This is a genomic window from Dyadobacter subterraneus (assembly GCF_015221875.1).
Classification (GTDB): domain Bacteria; phylum Bacteroidota; class Bacteroidia; order Cytophagales; family Spirosomataceae; genus Dyadobacter; species Dyadobacter subterraneus.
Genome location: NZ_JACYGY010000002.1, coordinates 975995 through 995514, shown reverse-complemented (window position 1 = coordinate 995514; position 19520 = coordinate 975995). Strand labels below are relative to the sequence as shown.

General features: G+C 39.6%; 16 protein-coding genes and 1 tRNA gene. 11 read left to right on the top strand and 6 right to left on the bottom strand.

Annotated features, from left to right (window positions below):
• The first annotated feature begins 177 nt into the window (after nucleotides 1-177).
• The 5 genes from IEE83_RS29625 (at nucleotide 178) to IEE83_RS29605 (ending at nucleotide 6757) form a co-directional block, all read left to right on the top strand.
• The gene (locus tag IEE83_RS29625; protein WP_194124338.1) at nucleotides 178-3069 is read left to right on the top strand and encodes a T9SS type B sorting domain-containing protein; all 2892 of its coding nucleotides are present in this window, start codon (nucleotides 178-180) and stop codon (nucleotides 3067-3069) included.
• Between the two features lie 136 nt (nucleotides 3070-3205).
• A complete protein-coding gene (gene fabD / locus IEE83_RS29620; RefSeq protein WP_194124337.1) occupies nucleotides 3206-4084 on the top strand; it encodes an ACP S-malonyltransferase in 879 nt (292 codons plus the stop codon).
• Between the two features lie 68 nt (nucleotides 4085-4152).
• Nucleotides 4153-4223: transfer RNA gene (locus IEE83_RS29615), tRNA-Gln, on the top strand.
• A 248-nt stretch (nucleotides 4224-4471) separates the two neighbouring features.
• On the top strand, nucleotides 4472-5077 hold the full coding sequence (locus IEE83_RS29610; protein ID WP_194124336.1) for a TetR/AcrR family transcriptional regulator: 606 nt from the start codon (nucleotides 4472-4474) through the stop codon (nucleotides 5075-5077).
• A 162-nt stretch (nucleotides 5078-5239) separates the two neighbouring features.
• On the top strand, nucleotides 5240-6757 hold the full coding sequence (locus tag IEE83_RS29605) for an oligosaccharide flippase family protein (protein WP_194124335.1): 1518 nt from the start codon (nucleotides 5240-5242) through the stop codon (nucleotides 6755-6757).
• 4 nt (nucleotides 6758-6761) lie between these two features.
• Here IEE83_RS29605 and IEE83_RS29600 read toward each other — a convergent pair whose 3' ends face one another.
• Complete coding sequence (locus IEE83_RS29600; protein WP_194124334.1) at nucleotides 6762-7520, bottom strand: ABC transporter ATP-binding protein; 759 nt, start codon at nucleotides 7518-7520, stop codon at nucleotides 6762-6764.
• 63 nt (nucleotides 7521-7583) lie between these two features.
• Nucleotides 7584-8312: an MlaE family ABC transporter permease gene (locus IEE83_RS29595; protein ID WP_194124853.1), complete on the bottom strand. Its 729-nt coding sequence runs from the start codon at nucleotides 8310-8312 to the stop codon at nucleotides 7584-7586.
• Nucleotides 8313-8374: 62 nt separating this feature from the next.
• Between IEE83_RS29595 and IEE83_RS29590 the strand changes: the two genes are divergently transcribed.
• Together IEE83_RS29590 and IEE83_RS29585 are read left to right on the top strand one after the other, a co-directional pair.
• Complete coding sequence (locus tag IEE83_RS29590) at nucleotides 8375-9085, top strand: SDR family oxidoreductase (RefSeq protein WP_194124333.1); 711 nt, start codon at nucleotides 8375-8377, stop codon at nucleotides 9083-9085.
• 73 nt (nucleotides 9086-9158) lie between these two features.
• Complete coding sequence (locus IEE83_RS29585; protein ID WP_194124332.1) at nucleotides 9159-10067, top strand: ROK family protein; 909 nt, start codon at nucleotides 9159-9161, stop codon at nucleotides 10065-10067.
• 85 nt (nucleotides 10068-10152) lie between these two features.
• Here IEE83_RS29585 and murB read toward each other — a convergent pair whose 3' ends face one another.
• A complete protein-coding gene (murB, locus tag IEE83_RS29580; RefSeq protein WP_194124331.1) occupies nucleotides 10153-11163 on the bottom strand; it encodes a UDP-N-acetylmuramate dehydrogenase in 1011 nt (336 codons plus the stop codon).
• Nucleotides 11164-11285: 122 nt separating this feature from the next.
• On the opposite strand from murB, the gene IEE83_RS29575 reads away from it, so the two are divergent.
• The gene (locus IEE83_RS29575) at nucleotides 11286-11840 is read left to right on the top strand and encodes an SPOR domain-containing protein (RefSeq protein ID WP_194124330.1); all 555 of its coding nucleotides are present in this window, start codon (nucleotides 11286-11288) and stop codon (nucleotides 11838-11840) included.
• A gap of 61 nt (nucleotides 11841-11901) precedes the next feature.
• Entirely contained in the window at nucleotides 11902-13014 is a 1113-nt protein-coding gene (gene gmd, locus IEE83_RS29570; protein WP_194124329.1) for a GDP-mannose 4,6-dehydratase, read from the top strand.
• A gap of 547 nt (nucleotides 13015-13561) precedes the next feature.
• Here the strand turns inward: gmd and IEE83_RS29565 are convergent.
• The 3 genes from IEE83_RS29565 to IEE83_RS29555 form a co-directional block, all read right to left on the bottom strand.
• The gene (locus IEE83_RS29565) at nucleotides 13562-13993 is read right to left on the bottom strand and encodes a thioredoxin family protein (protein WP_228102126.1); all 432 of its coding nucleotides are present in this window, start codon (nucleotides 13991-13993) and stop codon (nucleotides 13562-13564) included.
• Nucleotides 13994-14248: 255 nt separating this feature from the next.
• On the bottom strand, nucleotides 14249-16219 hold the full coding sequence (locus tag IEE83_RS29560) for an SdrD B-like domain-containing protein (protein WP_194124327.1): 1971 nt from the start codon (nucleotides 16217-16219) through the stop codon (nucleotides 14249-14251).
• 170 nt (nucleotides 16220-16389) lie between these two features.
• Entirely contained in the window at nucleotides 16390-17772 is a 1383-nt protein-coding gene (locus IEE83_RS29555) for a proprotein convertase P-domain-containing protein (RefSeq protein ID WP_228102125.1), read from the bottom strand.
• A 418-nt stretch (nucleotides 17773-18190) separates the two neighbouring features.
• On the opposite strand from IEE83_RS29555, the gene yihA reads away from it, so the two are divergent.
• Both yihA and IEE83_RS29545 read left to right on the top strand, forming a co-directional pair.
• On the top strand, nucleotides 18191-18805 hold the full coding sequence (yihA, locus tag IEE83_RS29550) for a ribosome biogenesis GTP-binding protein YihA/YsxC (RefSeq protein WP_194124326.1): 615 nt from the start codon (nucleotides 18191-18193) through the stop codon (nucleotides 18803-18805).
• Nucleotides 18806-18986: 181 nt separating this feature from the next.
• Complete coding sequence (locus tag IEE83_RS29545) at nucleotides 18987-19481, top strand: DUF5606 family protein (protein ID WP_194124325.1); 495 nt, start codon at nucleotides 18987-18989, stop codon at nucleotides 19479-19481.
• Nucleotides 19482-19520: the final 39 nt, after the last annotated feature.

Genomic DNA, 19520 nt, shown 5'->3' with positions numbered 1-19520 from the left:
CCTGATACTTACATTTTTAAGTCCATTTCAACATTTCGAAAAAAAGATAATCCGTTATGTATCACAATTCCTGTGTTTCGGATACACATTTAATAAGATTTTTCGTTCATCGCATAGCATTATAATTCGTTAAAGATTTATAGCACTTACCTCTATCCTGAAAAAGTTTTAAAACGTATGCGAAATAATTTACGATTTCAGCTTCTGATTCTTTTTATTTCCTGCTTTTTTGTGTCTCAACGGGCACATGCTACCCATGCAAGAGCTGGTGAAATAACCGCCAAAAGAATTGGAAATACTAATACCTATGATGTAACTTTTACGGGATACTTTGATGTAAATACTGGAAAGGATGCAGCGGATTTACAGAACGATGTATCAATGTATTTTTATCCAACCGGAAGCAATGGTCAGGTCGCACCCAGGAAGGTAGACAGGGATAGAGCTTTACTTAGGGATATCGGCAACAATACTACAATTAATGTTTATACAACGCGATACGCCTTCCCATCGACCGGAGACTGGACGATAGCAGTTATGATCGATAATCGAAACAACAGTATTTTAAATCTCAGCCCTGCACCAACAAGCGATCTTAATTTCTTTGTTCATACCAATCTTATTATCAACGCTTTCGTCGGTGCTAATCAAACTCCCATTTTACTCAACGCACCTATTGATCTGGCAGCAGTCGGACAACGGTACATTCACAACCCCGGTGCATTTGACGCAGACGGAGATAGTATTGCTTATCATCTTTACACTCCACAACAAAATGTACGAGGAACAGGTCTTGGTGTTAACCTTGGGTACAAAGATCCGAATCTGGTAACCCCTCCCGGCAGAACAGAAACCGGAGCGAGCCCTGCTACTTTTAGTATGAATGCCTTAACAGGCGACTTAATTTGGGATGCGCCTGTAACAAGAGGATTTTACAATGTAGCATTCGTCGTCGAGGAATGGCGTGACGGTGTGAAAATTGGTGACATTATCAGGGATATGCAGATTATTGTAGTCGATGCCCGGAACGACCGGCCAAAACTCGATTTAATTCCTGATCTGTGCGTCGAGGCAGGAACGCTGGTTAACCAGATCGTAAAAGCGACCGATAAAAACGGGGATAAACTTACGCTCACCAGTACCAGCGGGCTCTACCAGGCCACCGCGCTTGTGTCTCCTGCTTATGCCACTTTCTCAGTCCCCCAGCAAGGTGCACAAGGGACGCTCACAGGACAATTCACCTGGCAGACCGGCTGTAACCAGATCAGGCTTGAACCCTATGAAGTACTTTTCAAAGTTGAGGACGGCCCCGGACCCAATACCCCAAACCCTACCCTGTTCCAGAAACTGGTCGATATCACCACACTGCATATCAAGGTTTACGGGCCGCAGCCACAAAACCTGGCCGCAACCGCTGTCACCGATGCTGCCGGAAAAGCATTCAAGCTGACCTGGGATTCTTACAAATGTCAGGTGCCAGGCGCCAAAATTGTTATTTACAGAAGAGAGGGTTGCCGTGAAATTTCAAAAGATGTATGTTTTACAGGATTGGATGGTTATGGTTATGAGGAAATTGCAAGGGTCAATGCTGATCAGGTTACTTACACCGACAACAATGCAGGTGCAGGTCTGAAATCAGGAATTTCTTACAGTTACCGTATCGTGGTCGTATTCCCAAGACCTGATTCAGACATCACACAGCCAGGTTACTTGATCGGCGGCGGTGAAAGTAAAGCTTCTGAACAGGTTTGTATCGAAGTACCCCTTCTGATGCCGGTTATTACCAATGTCACTGTGGATTCTACAAGCGATACAAGAGGAATTATTACTGTGAAATGGACAAGACCAACTTTACAGGCTGGTGCTTCCATTCCTGCGCAGTACAAACTTTTCCGTGCAACAGGACTTTCAGGTACTGATTTTACAAACATCGCTACCATCAACACAAACCTGGTAGCCGGCGCGCCTGATACCATTTATGTTGATAAAAACCTGAACACGGTTGCCAATGCTTATCGTTATAAACTCGAATATTATTACACTGATGCAGGCAAACTTGTAAAACTGGACGAGACCGATCCGGCCAGCAGTGTCCGTTTATCACAAGGTTCGGCCAATCCGAATGCGATCAGATTGAACTGGACAGCCAATGTCCCATGGAGCAATGATAACCAGACGCACAGGGTGTACCGTGAAGACAAATCCAAACCCGGAACATTCAACAGGATTGCAGATGTCACAGTGACCGGCGCAGCTTCCTATACTTACACTGATGACGGAACAGATAAATATGCACAGGACGGAACAGTCAATGTGACCATTTCAAAAGATGTTGTTTACTGTTATAAAGTAGAAACCGTAGGATCTTACAACAATACCCAGATCAAGGTTGATCCGCTCTACAACTTCTCACAGATAATCTGTGTCTCTGCTTCGGATACCACAAAACCATGTGTGCCGGTGCTGAGTATTGACCAGCTGGATTGTGCCACAATTACACCGGATGAGTTCTGTGACCAGACTTCCTTTACAAACAATCTGTCATGGACATATCCGAACAGTGCAAACTGCGACCAGGCGATAACCGCTTACAGACTTTATTACACAAGGTATGAAGGTGACACGCCAACACTTCTGAAAGAAATCACAGCGCCGGCTGCCACTACTTTTGCACATGAGGGACTGACTTCTTTTGCAGGTTGTTATTACGTGACTGCGGTCAATAAATACGGGACAGAAAGTGCACCGAGCAACACCGTCTGCAAAGACAACTGTCCGATTTTTGCACTGCCGAATGTGATCACGCCAAACGGTGATGGCAAAAATGATCTTTTCACGCCGCTTAAATGTCCAAGTTTTGTTCAGTCACTGGACTTCAAAGTGTTTAACCGCTGGGGTGCCAAAGTGTATGATTCCAAAGATGTGAACATCAACTGGAACGGAAAAAACAACAGTGGAAACGATCTGGCAGCAGGACAGTATTATTATGAAGTGATTGTTAATTTCGAGTCTGTACAGCGTGAAGGAAAACCAGCCACTTTCAAAGGTTGGGTCCAGATTCTTAGATAAAAACAACGCCCACTTTTAAGCTGTTAAAACACAGACTTTTTTTCTTTCAACTTCTAGTACGTTATTTGTAGCCCGGTTAAACTATAACCGGGCTACTGCGTTTTGTTACCATGACCAATTTTTAAATCAACCAATTATGAAAAAAGCCTACATATTTCCGGGACAAGGTTCACAGTTCAAAGGAATGGGTTTAGACTTATATCAAAGCTCTGATTCAGCCAAATCATTTTTTGATCAGGCAAACGATATTCTGGGATTTGACATTACCAAAATTATGTTTGAGGGCACCGACGAGGAGCTTAAACAAACAAATGTTACACAGCCTGCAATTTTCATCCACTCCGTGGTGCTGGCAAAAATCAGTGAAGATTTTACGCCAAACATGGTAGCAGGGCATTCTCTTGGAGAGTTTTCTGCCCTTGTAGCAGCGGGAGCACTTTCTTTCGACGATGGTTTACGATTGGTGGCCAAACGCGCCGATGCCATGCAAAAAGCATGTTTATTGCGCCCGTCAACAATGGCCGCAATTTTAGGACTTGACGATAAAACGATAGAGGAAATTTGTGCAGGAATAACCGACGAAATTGTTGTTCCTGCTAATTATAACTGCCCGGGCCAAGTTGTGATATCAGGAACCATTGAAGGTGTGGAAAAAGCCTGTGAGCTGTTAAAAGCTGCCGGTGCCAAGCGCGCACTTTTACTTCAGGTTGGTGGTGCTTTCCATTCTCCTTTGATGGAGCCGGCACGCGAGGAACTTGCAGCTGCCATTAATGAGGCGCAGTTTCAGTCCCCACTTTGTCCGGTATATCAAAATGTAAATGCAAAACCGGCAACGGAAGTTTCTGTGATCAAAGAAAACCTTATTGCACAACTAACAGCACCCGTAAGATGGACACAATCTGTTGAGCAAATGGTAGCCGACGGAGCTGGATTATTTGTTGAATGCGGTCCTGGAAAAGTGTTACAGGGACTAGTGAAAAAGATATCCAGCGGTGTTGAGTTAAAAAGTATTTGAAAATTTTTTTTCAAAAATACTTGACAACTTAAAATTTCGTATTACTTTTGCACCCACTAACACGGTATTGGCTGATGGTGTAATGGTAACACAGGACATTTTGGTTGTCTCGTTCAAGGTTCGAGTCCTTGTCGGCCAACATTTTTTTAGCAAAGAGCTCATTTTTTAATGAGCTCTTTTTTTGTGTAAATCTTCTCTTCAAAATTGCCTGTAATTGCAAATTCCATCCATTTTTTTTACCAAAATGGGTGATATAAAATCCTATATTTTCCTTTTACTGGATTTTACGAAACAAAAGGGTAAAAAAGGTTACATGCTTTTTACAAAATGATAATTATTTACCGATGAAATGTTACATTTACTATGTATAACCTAAATGCACCGTAAATGAAAATCGACACAAAAATTAAAAAAAGAGACCGGGAACGGACTAAGGGTAAAATCCTTAAGGCCGTAGGTGAGGTCATTGAGCAATTTGGAACTGAAAAAGTTGGGGTAAACCTGATTGCGAGAACAGCCGGAGTTAACAAAGTACTGATTTACAGATACTTTGAAAGCGTAGACGGTTTGATGGAACAATATGTAAAATCCGGAGAATACGTTTCCACCATGGGAGACGATTATATAGATAACATGGGCAACATTCCAGCAGAAGAACGCGGAAAAGCATTGACTAGTTTAATGAATACATTTCTTAGCGATTTGCGCGAACGTAAGGCCACACGAGATCTTTTGAGATGGGAAATCGGAACTGGCAAAACCATGCTGTCAGACGCAAGAAATCAGATTGCCACACGCATTGTTGACAAAATCGGTGACTTGCCAAATTGTAAAGACACCAGTGCTTTGATGGCATTTCTGACAGCCGGCATTTATTACATGACTATTTCAAGCGACTATCGTGAAAAAATAATCGATGTGGATCTGCATTCTGATGAAGGCTGGAATCGAATAACAAATGTTATTGAAAGCATTATTGTGAATGTTGCCTAAACAAATTAATTAGAATGCAGAGTCCTTTTGAATGAAAATTCAGAAGGACTCTTTTTTGTGATCTATGCCAATAAAACGGAACCTCTTCACGTATATTTGTAAGCCGGAGGAAGCCTCAGCCAAAACATGGGCTTTCATCTTCGTTAAAAGGTAATGTAGTATATGAGTGTTCTTAAAAAGCTGGCCGGGGATACGGTCATGTATGGTGTTAGTACAATGTTGGGCCGTATGCTCAATTATTTACTTGTCATGTTGCATACTAAGCTTTTCCTGCCAGAGCAGCTGGCTTCTCAGGTCCAACTTTATACCTATGCCGGGCTCTCACTTGTAGTCTATACTTTTGGTATGGAGAGTGCTTATTTTTGGTTTGCCAGAAAAGAAGGTGACAGACAAAAATATTACAACCTGGTATTAAGTGCCGTTATTCTGGTCAGCGTATTTTTTTCTGGTGGTATTTTTATTTTTGCCGAACAGGTTGCAAGTCTCATTCAGTATCCGGAAGAAGTGACGCTTGTTCGTTGGATGAGCATTATCATGGCAATTGACGGAATTGTTTCCATTCCTTTTGCCAGATTACGATTAGAAAAAAAGGCGAAAAAATTTGTCGTGGCTCGCGTTGCGAATATTCTGATGAACATTGGACTAAACTTCTTTTTTCTGATTATTTGCCGCGACATTTATGATGAGAAGTACCTTAGCCTTTTTAAGCCATTTGTTGATCTTTTTTATAATCCAGCCGTTGCAGCCGGATACATCGTTTTGGCGAATCTAGTTGCCAATCTTATGTATTTCCTTTTTCTATATAAGGAATTCATTGATTTCAAATTCGTGTTCGACAAAACATTGTTTAAACCGATGTGGGTATATGCTTTTCCTCTATTCATCATGAATCTGGCTGGTGTAACAAATTTGCTTTTTGACCGGACTTTTCTTCAATACTTGCTTCCCACAAACTTTTATCCAGGAAGAACAACAAAACAAGCAATCGGAATTTACGGACAATGCTTCAAACTTTCCATCTTCATGAATCTGGCTATTCAGGCATTTAAATATGCGGCCGAGCCTTTTTTCTATTCAAAAGCAGAAGACAAAAATGCACCGGAAGTATTTTCAGAAGTGATGAAATGGTTTATAGTTATTTGTGCAACTATGTGGGTGGGAATCTGCCTTAACCTGCATTTGCTTGCCGAATTATTCCTAAGAAAGAAAATATTTCACGAAGGTCTGGCAGTAGTTCCATGGCTTCTTCTTGGATTCTTATTTTTAGGAATTTACTACAATTTGGCGACTTGGTTCAAGCTTTCGAACAAAACCCAGTTTGGAACATATATCACATTAACGGGTACAAGCATTACAATCCTTCTTAACGTAATATTGGTACCAAAAATCGGCTACCTGGGTTGCGGTTTTGCATTTGCAGCATCCAGCTTGGTGATGACAACACTATGTTATTATTTTGGACAAAAATATTATCCAATTCCTTATCAGCTAATTTCTGCGCTGGGTTATATTTTAGGTGGAGGCGTGTTTATTCTGTTGGATGCTTTTTTTATTCCATCAAATTCTACTGCTGGATTTGCTTATCATATGCTATTCTTTATCCTGTTCTGCATAATTGTGATTTTAGCAGAGCGAAAAGCCCTACCCCAACGTTTTCAAAAAATGCTCAGCTTTAAATAACCGGTCAGCAATTATTTTCTTTTGCCGCGTCACGAAGTAATTTATTGGCGAAAATAAATTCATTCAACTCAGGAACAGTCGTTTTTGTGATATCCGAATTAACACCTTCCCAGAGCTTGTCGCCCTGGTAAAGAAACATCACATTCTGCCCTATTTCCATTACCGAGTTCATATCATGTGTGATGATGACTGTTGTGATTTTGTATTCCTCCGTAATTTCCTTGATAAGTTCATCAATTTTCACCGATGTAAGCGGATCCAGTCCTGAATTGGGTTCATCACAAAAAAGATATTTAGGATTCATCACAATAGCCCGCGCGATTCCTACACGTTTTTTCATCCCGCCACTTATTTCCGATGGCATTCTTTTGCCAGATGTTTCAAGTCCTACACGTTGAAGGCAAAAATCAACCCGTTCCTTTTTTTCAGCAGGAGAAATATCAGTTAACATATCAAGCGGAAAACGCACATTTTGTTCAACAGTTTGTGAATCAAAAAGCGCACCGCCCTGAAACAATACGCCCATTTCTCTGCGTATGGCTTGTTTTGTGTCCTTATCAGAATTGTAAAAATCACGGCCGTTGTAAAGAACATTGCCCTGATCCGGTTTAATCAAACCGATCATACATTTTAGCAATACACTTTTCCCGGTACCGCTTCCACCGATAATAAGATTTATTTCTCCTTCTTTAAAAGTGCTTGATACGCCTTTAAGAACCGCCTTACCGTTAAATGCTTTATTTATATCTTTTATTTCAATCATTTTCCCGGTTGATAATTATCGTTGAGGGTCAACAAAATTCATTTTCTGACCAACTTTGTTCGGTCACAATAATAGCTGAGCTAATAAATAATCTGCTATCAAAACAGAAATACAACTATTCGTAACAGCTTGTGTGCTGGATTTCCCTACTTCCAAAGCACCGCCTGTTGTATAAAATCCTTGATAAGAGGAAATTGTAGCAATTAAAAATCCGAATACAAACGGTTTAACACACATGAAAAACAGATTGTACGGAACAAATGAATCACGAATTCCATATAAATAGTCACGTTCTGTGATAACGCCTGTGAGTGTTCCGGCCAGATATCCACCAAAAATTCCTAAAAATGCGGCCAGAATAACCAGCATCGGGAAAGTGAACATTGCTGCCAGCACCTTTGGTAAAACCAAATAGGAGGAAGAATTAATTCCCATTACTTCAAGCGCATCAATTTGCTCTGTAATACGCATTGTTCCCAGCTCACTTGCAATATTTGATCCAACTTTTCCCGCTAAAACGATGCAGGTAATCGTTGGTGCCAACTCCAGAATCTGCATATCACGTACAATTAGCGCCACTGTTGAAACAGGAATAATCGGACTTACAAGATTATAAGCTGTCTGGATACAGGACACAGCACCAATAAATGTCGAGACGATGGCCACAATAAATATCGAACTTACACCAATCCCCACGCTTTCTTCCATGAAACGCCGCCAATACACGGACATTTTCTCACCTTTGCCAAAGAGTGATCCTAAAAAAATAAAGTATTTTCCGATTACCGACATCATATCTTAATTGTATTCAATATTTTCGGGAAAATTAGACAAAAAAAGAGCCAAATAGAAAAATGAATCCATTAGTAGTAATAACCGGAGGCACAAAAGGTATTGGAAGAGCGTTGATTGAACGGTTTTTGGCTGGAAGTTTTGATGTTATCACCTGCGCACGAAACGAAAACGATCTTTTGTCGCTGAAAAGCGATATGAAAACGCAATTTCCTGATTCAGAAGTTTATTTTCAAAAAGCTGATTTATCACTGCGTTCTGAACTAAACAGTTTTATTGACTTTATCAAAAATAAGGATCGTCCCATAGACGTACTAATCAATAATACCGGCGTATTTATCCCTGGGCAAATTCACAATGAAAGTGAAGGCACACTGGAAAAAACGATGGAAACCAATCTTTACAGTGCCTATCACCTTACGCGCGGAATCGTTGACAAGATGATGGAAGTAAAAAAAGGACATATTTTTACCATATGCTCCACAGCAAGTATTACTGCGTATCCAAACGGAGGTTCTTATTGTATTTCAAAATTTGCTTTGTACGGAATGACAAAAGTATTGCGCGAGGAAATGAAACCGCACGGAATTAAAGTAACTGCGGTGCTTCCGGGTGCAACTTTAACAGATAGCTGGCAAGGAACTGATTTACCAGCAGAAAGATTTATTGATTCCAAAGATGTGGCTGAGACGATCTGGGGCGCATATTTGCTCTCTCCCAGAGCAGTTTTGGAAGAAATTTTGATAAGACCACAGCTCGGAGACCTGGATTGATTAGTAAAGAATAAAGCATTTTTGCTAAATTGCCGCATTTTTAAAATTATTTATAAAACCCTTATTTCATTTCATGGAACAATACCTTGGTATAGACGTGGGCGGTACTAACGTAAAAATGGGGATCGTTGACGCTACAGACGGGAGAATTTCTAATTTTTATAGCCACGATACCGCAAGCTGGCGCAGTTCAGGACATTTTATAGAACGTCTTGGTGACGCAATCGCTTTGCAATTGGTTGAATACCCGGAAGTTAAAAGAGTAGGCATTGGCGTTCCTGGCCTCATCTCACGTGACCGTACCACCTTACTGGAAATTACAGCTATCCCTGAAATTGATGGTATTACCATTGTTCCGGATTTGAAAGCTCGTTTTCCTCAGCATGATTTTTATCTTGAAAATGACGCAAACGCTGCTGCATTAGGTGAATACTATTTTGGTGAAGACAAACTTCCTGAAGATTATATTTTTGTTACACTTGGTACCGGTATTGGCGGAGCTGCTATTATCGATAAGAAGGTCTTTAAAGGCGGCGGTGGAAATGCGATGGAACCCGGGCACGTACCTTCAAAAGACGGAAAAGTACTGGAACGTAACATCGGAAAAAAAGAGCTGCTGGATATGGCACATGCCATGAGGGCAACTTATACAGGAAAAACGCAGTTGCCGGATAATGGTACGATTTCTACAACAGGATTGGTAGCAGCAGCAGCCGCAGGAGACGAACTGGCCAAGCAAATTTTCCAGGAAATGGGTTATTTGTTAGGTGAAGGACTGGTTTCAATGATCCGGATTCTGGATATTACAACAATTCTTATCGGTGGAGGTATTTCTGCTTCATTCGAATATATTTTGCCAGCTATTAACGAACGTTTCAGCTACTGGCTTACTCCTTATTACATGAAAACGATCAGTATTAAAAGAGCTACCCTGGCGAACGACGCCGGATTGTTAGGTGCTGCTTCTTTGTGTTTTGATTGATAAAAATTTGAAATTGATAAAAATAAAACGCGGAAGATGATTGATATTCATTTTCCGCGTTCTTGTTTAAAGCCTATACATCAGTTTATACAAAATTAACTTCCGCACTCAGACTAACGCCAAACTTATCCTGCACCGATTTTTGTATTTTTTCAGATAATGCTTTTATTTCAGCACCGGAACCTCCTCCATAATTTACCAGAACAAGCGCCTGCCTGGCGTGCACACCAATTTCACCTTCACGATAACCTTTCCATCCAGCCTGTTCGATAAGCCAACCCGCCGGTACTTTTATAAAACCAGGCGTTGTGGGATAACCCGGAAGATTTGGGAAATCTGATTTTAACCTGTCAAATTGTGACGTAGAAATTTCCGGATTTTTGAAAAAACTACCCGCATTACCAATTTTCGCCGGATCAGGAAGCTTGCTTTCTCTTATGCGAATCACAGCTTCGCTAATCGCTTTTATTGTAGGGGTTTCAACATTCATCTCTGCCAGCGTTTTCTGAATGTCGCCGTATTCCACATGATAAACCGGTTTTTTATTTAAGCGGAATACTACGCCGGTAATAATCAATTTTCCCTTTAATGCGTGTTTAAAAATACTTTCTCTGTATCCAAAAAGACATTCTTCTTTTGAAAATGTTCTCATTTCAGCCGTCTCAATAGAAATCGCTTCAACGGTTTCGACAACATCTTTTATCTCGACACCATAAGCACCTATATTTTGCATTGGGGCTGCCCCTATCGTTCCGGGGATTAATGACAAATTTTCAACGCCAGCATAATTATGGTCCACGCAGTACATCACAAAGTCATGCCATTTTTCGCCTGCTCCAACATGAAGCCAGACATAATCCTGATCTTCTTTTATCAGCTCTATCCCTTTAATTGCTATTTTTATAACCAGTGCATTGATATTCTGCGTAAATAGAACATTACTTCCGCCGCCTAATATAAATTTGGGAATTTCTTTTAAAGCAGGATTTTTAATAATATCGGTAAGCGCTTCGGTTGACTCCGCTTCTTCAAAAAATTGCGCCCGGGATTCCAGCCCGAAGGTATTAAATTGGCGCAGGGAAACGTTTTCTTGCATGGGTTGAAATGATAATCGTGTAAGCAGGACAAAGTTAGGTATTAGATTCAAAATAGCACAGGATGATGGTTTATCTATCCATTTTTGGTTAAGTTTGTGACCATATTACCAATCATTTCATCATGCTGCTGAAAAAGAAAATAATTTTGCTGGCTATTCCTCTTGCTTTCCTGGCTCTTTCAGGATGCAGCAAGAAAACCACTGCCAACATTTCATCAGCAGATTATCGGGAGGATCTTACGTCGGTAAGGCCGAGGTTTGATTATGTTGAACCGGTAGCCGAGAAAAAAGCAGAATCCAGACCAGCTGACAATGTTTATAAAACAAGCGACAAGCCTCTGTACGTCAACAAAAGACTTCAGACGGTACTGGATACCTTGGCTCAGCAAAATAAAGCCATCAGATATATAAGCGGATACAGAATACAACTTTATGTAGGGAATGTTCGTCAGGAAGCTGATAATGCTAAATCGTATATTTATTCATCTTTTCCTGACTTAAATCCGTACGTATCTTATTCGCAGCCTACATACCGGGTAAAAGCCGGAGATTTTATGTATCGCAGTGATGCAGAACAATATCTTGAACAAATCCGCGGGCAATATTCCTCAGCTGTGATCCTTGCAGACCGCGTTGAAATAAAACGCAGTTTGATGATTCGCCTTCCGTCGGAATAGATTAAATTTTAGAATTCGCTAATAATTTTACCTTTGTATTTTATATACATACTAACTTATAATGAAAAAGGCACTAATTACAGGTATTACAGGTCAGGATGGGGCTTATTTGGCGGAATTGCTTTTGAGCAAAGGCTATGAAGTCCATGGTATCAAACGTCGTAGCTCGCTTTTCAACACACAGCGTATCGACCACATTTATGAAGATCCACATGAAAAAAATGTACGTTTCCACTTACATTATGGAGATCTGAGTGATTCTACAAATATCATCCGCATCATTCAGGAAGTACAGCCTGACGAAATATATAACCTGGGTGCTATGTCTCATGTGCAGGTTAGTTTTGAAGAACCGGAATACACAGCCAATGTAGATGGAATCGGAACGCTTCGGATTCTTGAAGCTGTTCGTTTGTTGGGTTTAACCAAAAAAACAAAAATTTATCAGGCTTCAACTTCCGAACTTTACGGTTTGGTTCAGCAAGTTCCTCAATCGGAAACAACGCCATTTTATCCACGTTCACCGTATGCAGTTGCAAAATTGTATGGTTACTGGATTACAGTAAATTATCGTGAAGCCTACGATATGTTTGCGGTAAATGGTATTCTTTTCAATCATGAATCGCCTTTACGCGGAGAAACTTTTGTAACACGTAAAATCACACGTGCCGTTGCAAGAATTGCTTTGGGCTTGCAGGATAAAGTTTATCTTGGAAATCTGGATGCACAACGTGACTGGGGACATGCAAAAGATTTCGTCGAAGCTATGTGGCTTATTCTTCAGCAGGAAGTTGCAGAAGATTTCGTAATCGCGACCGGAATTACTACGCGTATCCGTGATTTCGTTCGTATGGCATTTGCCGAAGTTGGTGTTGAACTTGAATTTTCAGGCGAGGGCGTTACAGAAATTGCAAAAGTTACTAAATGTAATGATCCTGCATACCAGATTGAAATTGGTAAGGAAGTAGTGGCCATTGATGCCAAATATTTCCGCCCGACAGAAGTTGAATTGCTGATCGGTGATCCAACAAAGTCAATGACAAAATTGGGCTGGAAACCAAAATATGACCTAAAAGCGCTCGTGAACGATATGGTTACAGCCGACGTAGCCTTGTTCAAAAAAGACCAGTTACTTGAAAACAGCGGTCACAGAGTTATGAATTATTACGAATAGAATTTCTAAAAAGTCATTTGTTGTCAGGTTTTGTCATTTATAGTCAGGGGTGGTTTTTGGCTCTTACTAGAATAATGGGACTTGACAATTTTTGTTTTTAAGCGGGTTTTGAAAAAGTCAGGGAGTGGTCATTTGTTGTCAAGGATAGTTCATTTATTGTTTGGGTTTGTGAGCCCTTGAAAAATGATGGGACTTGACAATTTTTGTTTTTAAGCAGGTTTTGAAAAAGTCAGGGAGTGGTTATTTGTTGTCAAGGGTAGTCATTTATTGTTTGGGTTTGTGAGCCCTTGCAAAATGATGGGACTTGACAATTTTTGTTTTAACCAGGATCTGAAAGGTCATTTATTGTCATTTTTAGTCAGGTTTTGTCATTTGTTGTTAGGGATGGTAAGCCGTAATTCGGATCATAAAATCTGGCCATCCTAAACGAAATCAGGTACGGCCAACAATTGACTATACCTGACTACACTTGACAAAAAATGACTTTTCTTAAACAATTTCGATTACTCAAAATCCTTGACTATCCCTGACCACACTTGACAAAAAATTAAATCGCCGGAATTGCCTTCCCAATGCTAACAAGCGTTTCCGGATTTTGGTATCCTATTACTTGTTTTACGATTTTTCCGTCAGAGTCGATAAAGAAAAGTGTTGGGTAACCTTCCAATGGATATTTTTGAGCAAGTTTTGGACCTTCACCGCTTTCCATATCTACTTTCACATTGATAAATTTCTGGTTAAACAAAGCACCAACTTCTGGTTTTGTAAAAACGTTTTTCTGCAATAATTTACAAGGGCCGCACCAGGTTGTATAAGCATCAAGGAAAATTACCTTTTTCTCAGCTTTGGCTCTTTTAAGAATCGCTGCCCAATTTCCTTCTGTAAATTTTATTCCTGCCTCAGGCTTTACTTTCGTTTCTTTTTTTCTGCCGTCAGCTGCTTCTGCTGTTGAAAAAGTCAGTGCAACTATTGCAAGCAAATAAATAATGTGTTTAAACCCTTTCATTGCTTTGGTTATATTATAGTTTGAATAAATACATAACGAAAATACCTAACCGATTTATTTTATAAAACCATTTCCACCGGGATAGGTTCAATATTTAAATTGAAAATATAAACGAACTAACTATTTTTTCCAACAAAAAACAACCCCCGCAGATATACATCTGACGGGGGTGTTTCACTTTGCTGGGTTATTATAACTTCTAATGGCAAGAGAAGTCTCTTCGATTGTTTATTTAGTAATTAAAACCTTATAACTATTTGTTGAACCACCAGTAGTTGTCAGGCTCACTGCATATAATCCTGATGGAAGATTTTTAACATCAATGCCATCAACAGGTGCTTTTGTTGATTGGTAAACTGCTCTTCCGTTTAAATCAAAAAGCTGAATTTTACCAATTTTTGTCCAGTCACTTACTTTAAACTGGATACGATCTGATACCGGATTTGGGTAAATTGTAACCTGGTCTGCGATTTCCAACGTAACACTTTTAATGCTGCTGTAAGCAAATGTTCCATCCTTATCGATCATTTTCAGACGATACAAGTTTTCACCATTAGAAGGGTTTTTATCAGTAAAAGAGTATGTTGTTTTCGTTGCGCTTTCTCCTGCTGCAATTACGTTACCAAGTTTTTGCCAGGTTTTTCCTGTAAGGCTGTTTTCAATATCAAAACTTTCGCTGTTGGTTTCAGCAGAAGTAGCCCATTGCAACTGAACCGTTTGATTTTCTTTATCCGCATTAAAGCTGATCAGGGTAACTGGCAATGGTGTGCTGCCTTCATAAATACCCGCATCAACAGTCAGATTATCACGCTTCACATTTCCAGCCGGATAAGAAGTATCAATTGTTATTTCCCCGCTGTTCCCGTCTGTATCAACATCACTGTCAAGATCCGAAGTGGTGGCATTTTTTAGGGTAAAGAAATATTTTCCACCACTTGGCAGGATAAAAGTTACCTTGTATTTACCGCTTTGAAGATCATCAAACAAATATTTTCCATAGCTATCCGTCACAGCTGTAACTACCTGTGTCCAGCTTCCCGAAACATATTCGTACAACTGTACTTTAACACCCGTTGCAGGAAGTTCACCGTTATTCTGGATTCCATCTTTATTTTTATCGTACCATACGTAATCTCCGATTGAACCAACAACTTCCGCTTTTACGCAAGTTCTTTTTGCAATAGTATAAACCGTAGTTGTGCCGGGGTTGTTATTGGTTTTAGAATCGAAATCGTGACCGGCGGTATTTTCGTCCCAGAAAGTCATGTTTGTACCACTATACCCACCGTCACTTGTAATTTTACTTACGCCATTTGTTACAACAATAGCTCCGCCGTTTCCTGATATTTTCTTGTCAATAGTAAGATTACCGTTATTGATTGTCAATGTTCCGTTGATAAAAGCTGCACCTCGAATATTCACATCACCTGTCACAGTCATACAACCATTGTTTTGAAACTCTTTTCCGGCGCCTTTATCTCCGATGATAAACTGGCAGGCAGAATTACCGAAACTTCCGCATAAAGTATTTATTTCACCTTCATTCAGGATAGCTCCGTGATTGTAAAAATATCTGCTGATATTAATTACACCGGATGCTTCGTTTTTAAAACGTTTTGCATCTGCGTTTTCAACACTGCTAAATTCCATTGAACCAGAGTTTTCAATAACATTGTTAGTTCCAAAAACCGTCAATGTTGGAGCTGTGGCTATTAATTTTGACTTGGCTCCCATATTGTAAAATGAGAATGAGTCTCTGAATTGAATCGTACCCGTATTTGTAAAAGTGGTAGTTCCCTGGTTATTGATCAACAAATTGCTGCCAATTCCACTTGTATTGGTATTAAGAAAACCGCCTTCCTGAACATTGATGTAAGAAGTATTTCCTCCGTTAAAGTTATCACTGCTGTTGTAATTGAAAGTACCGTAAACATTGATACTAACAGAACCGTCGAAATTTGTTCCGTTCGTTTTTGTCCAGCTTGCACCGGTTGCGATACAAATAACATTTCCTGTACCGCTCACATTGATGTTAATGTCTCCGATTGCCGAAGTAATAGCAAGCGTTTTGTTACCATTAAGATTGTAATTGCCACCAGTTACTGCTGTAAAATCGGCAGTGGGACATTGTGCAAAAGACTGATTTGCGAGAAGCAAAATCAGCACTGGCAAAAACCATTGGTAAAATAATTTTTTCATAATAGAGGTAGTTACACTAAGAGCTTAGCTGAGTTAATTAATTTTAAACTGAGTTAAATGAAGTTGAGTCAATATATTCTATCCTCGCTCACCGCTTGGTGAACGCACTGAAATTCAATCCTCTAATTTTTGGTCAGAGGGATTGTACGCTATTAAATTCTGAAAAATGCTTATTCCTGTTTTGAAATCAGGATCGGCATTTTGAAAGTATTGTTTGATTTATTTTTTTCTTTATAAATTCCGGTCGGGTCAACCTCGATTTCTAACATATAACTTCCTGATTTCAAACCTTTTGGAAGCGTAACAAACTGGCCTTCATACATCATGCCATACGTATCATAACCGCCAACGCTGATTCCCTGTTTCAAAGATTTGCAATCGACATAACTGCCTAATCCATAATTCAAGAGGTTTTTATTACCATAAGTTTGTCCGTTCAACACACACAAACTGTCATTATTGTTACAAATTCCGGAATCAAAAAGGCAATAACTTACTTTACTTCCCTTTGAAACCAATTGCCGTTTGACCACTTTTCCGGCCTTGTTTTTAGTCTCTTTTACCACCCTGAATTCTACCCAGTCATCCACGTGGTAATGGTTATGGCCAGGTTTATCATCATAATAATTGGTGCCTGCAATACGATCTGATGACGTCAGCTTATTGCCATTTTTCTTATAAATCCGTTGGTTAATCTGCTGACGCGGATGCGTTTTATCTTTACAGATTACGGTCGAATCCTTTACTTCTTGTGTGTCGCAGTACCATTTATTATTACCAAAAGCTTCCATCGGCCCGTCGCCAATATTGGCAATAGAAGCTGCCAGCCGTAATTGTCCCGGATAATATGGATCATTCCAGGGATATTCTTTAACCTGATCAGTAGTAAGCCTTTGCAGGATTACCAAATCCGGAAGCAGCTCACAATCAGACGTTCCATCAGCACATTTACAAGCCGTTCCGTCTTCCATCGAACAAGGACTAACATCCGAATCAGGAGTTGGATTTTTATCGAAATCCAACGTCAGGAAATTAATTGTTCCTCTTTCACCTGATCTTAAATCCTGAACCATCAAATACCAGGTACCATTTGGATTTTGCCCGTTGTTCAGAAAACTTAATCTCCCGTCCGGAATATATTCTCCTGTAAATGGCGCACTTGCCTGATGTACATAACCCGAAAAGCCATTCGACCGAAAACAGGTATTTGTATAATTGCTTCCAAAATCCTTCCCATTTCTGTTTGTAAGCCATATACTGGTACCATCAGGACTTAACAATTCTATTTTTAAATCAGAAACGCGGGGATGAACAATGGTAAAGCAGATTTTAGAAATCCCAAAATCTGGGCCGGTTTTAGTGTCCAAACCCGAAACCTTTATAGGAAACGAATCTATTTTAAATACTCCTTTAAAATCATAAATGGTTCCTCCTCCTGCGTAAAAACTTTGTGCTTTGGCACTTGTAATCATAACTGAAAACAGTATGACCAGGCTAAATTTTGCCAGAAAATTTTCAAACCGGGACGCTTCCCGCAGGATAAACTCATTCATTATTCAAATTCTTGTACTGTGACTTTGCAGATTAAACCAGTGAAAATTACGCCAATCTAAGTTTTTCTACAAGTCTGCGGGTCTACGAATTAATTTTATAATTAGGAGGGTTATACAAAACTGACAGAGGATTTCTGGTATGCAAAAGTAAAAGCATTAATTATCAATACTTTAAGAAGAAATTGGAAAGTTACACGTATTTTTTTAATCGGTTTGTAGAATTATATGTAGATGAATTCGTACGTAGTTCGATTGACTTTTCGAACTACTGGGCATATACGTATGCAAATGTTTTTGAACAAAACCATTTTGTGAAGAATTTTTATGTAGCAGTAATTAAAATTGGGATCGCTTTTATACTGAAATTTAATGCTAAAAAGAAAACCAGTACCTTTGTATCCAAATTAAAACTACCACCATGAAAATTCAAGAAGCAAAATACCTTATGAGCAATTCTGATTATGAGAAATGCCCTAAGCCTGATTTGCCGGAATACGCGTTCATTGGTCGGTCAAATGTAGGAAAATCTTCATTGATTAATATGCTTACCGGCAAAAAGGCTCTGGCAAAAACGTCACAGCAGCCGGGGAAGACGCAATTGATCAATCATTATTTCATAAATGAAAAGTGGTACCTCGTTGATTTACCGGGATATGGCTATGCGAAGGTTAGCAAAACAGAACGTGAAAAATGGGAAAAAATGATCGGTGATTATTTACATAACCGCCCCAATCTGGTTTGTACTTTCGTTTTGATCGATATTCGCCATGAGGCGCTTGCAGTTGATCTTGAATTTATGGAAGAACTTGGCCAGGGAGGAATTCCTTTTCATATCATTTTTACCAAGGCCGATAAACTCAAACCATTCCAGCAATCAGAACAGGTAAGAAAATATAAAGAAAAACTTGCGGAAATCTGGGAAGAAATTCCGCCTATGTTTGTGACATCTGCCGAAAAAGGTGAAGGTCGGGACGGTGTTCTGGACACAATAGAATCTTATAATCAAACGTTTGAAAAACCGAGTGGTGAATAAGGCTTGCTTACCGACCAATCTTTCCGTTATTTTGCGGAAATTTTAATTTTGTCATATTCGTTAAGCGGAAGATACCTGCTTTAATTTCTGATCTTGGTAATTTAGCATTTATCAATTTCATTAAACAAATATGGCAACCATTGTCTAAAAATAAAGAGACCACTAATAGCATAAACTAAGGATGAGCGAGAAAGTAGAATCAACAGGAATGGAGTTGTTGAAAGAGATAGCTAATGTTTCAGGAAAAGGCGGATTGTTCCGTATTTTGAAACCAAGCCGCGCAGGTGTTATTGTAGAAAGCCTGGATGAAAAACACGAAAAATCACTAATTGGGCCAACTGCACGTGTTTCTGTTTTGAAAGACGTTTCTATTTTTACCGAAGGTGAACAAGAATCAGTTCCTTTGGCTGACGTATTTCTTAAAATCAGAGAAGTACATGGCGAGGAAATCACTTTACAGGTTAAGAGCGCATCAGACAAAGATCTTATTGAATTTTTAAATGAAATTCTTCCTGATTTCGACCGTTCAAGAGTTTATGTTTCTGATATTAAAAAGGTAATTGCCTGGTATAATTTGTTGTCGAAATATATCCCTGAGCTTTTTGTAGCCAGTGCAGAAGAAACTTCGGAAGTTGAAGCGGAAAATGCGGTAGAGACTCCGAAAACTGAAATATAAAAACATTACTGTATAAGAATAAGCAAAGCCCCGTCGTCC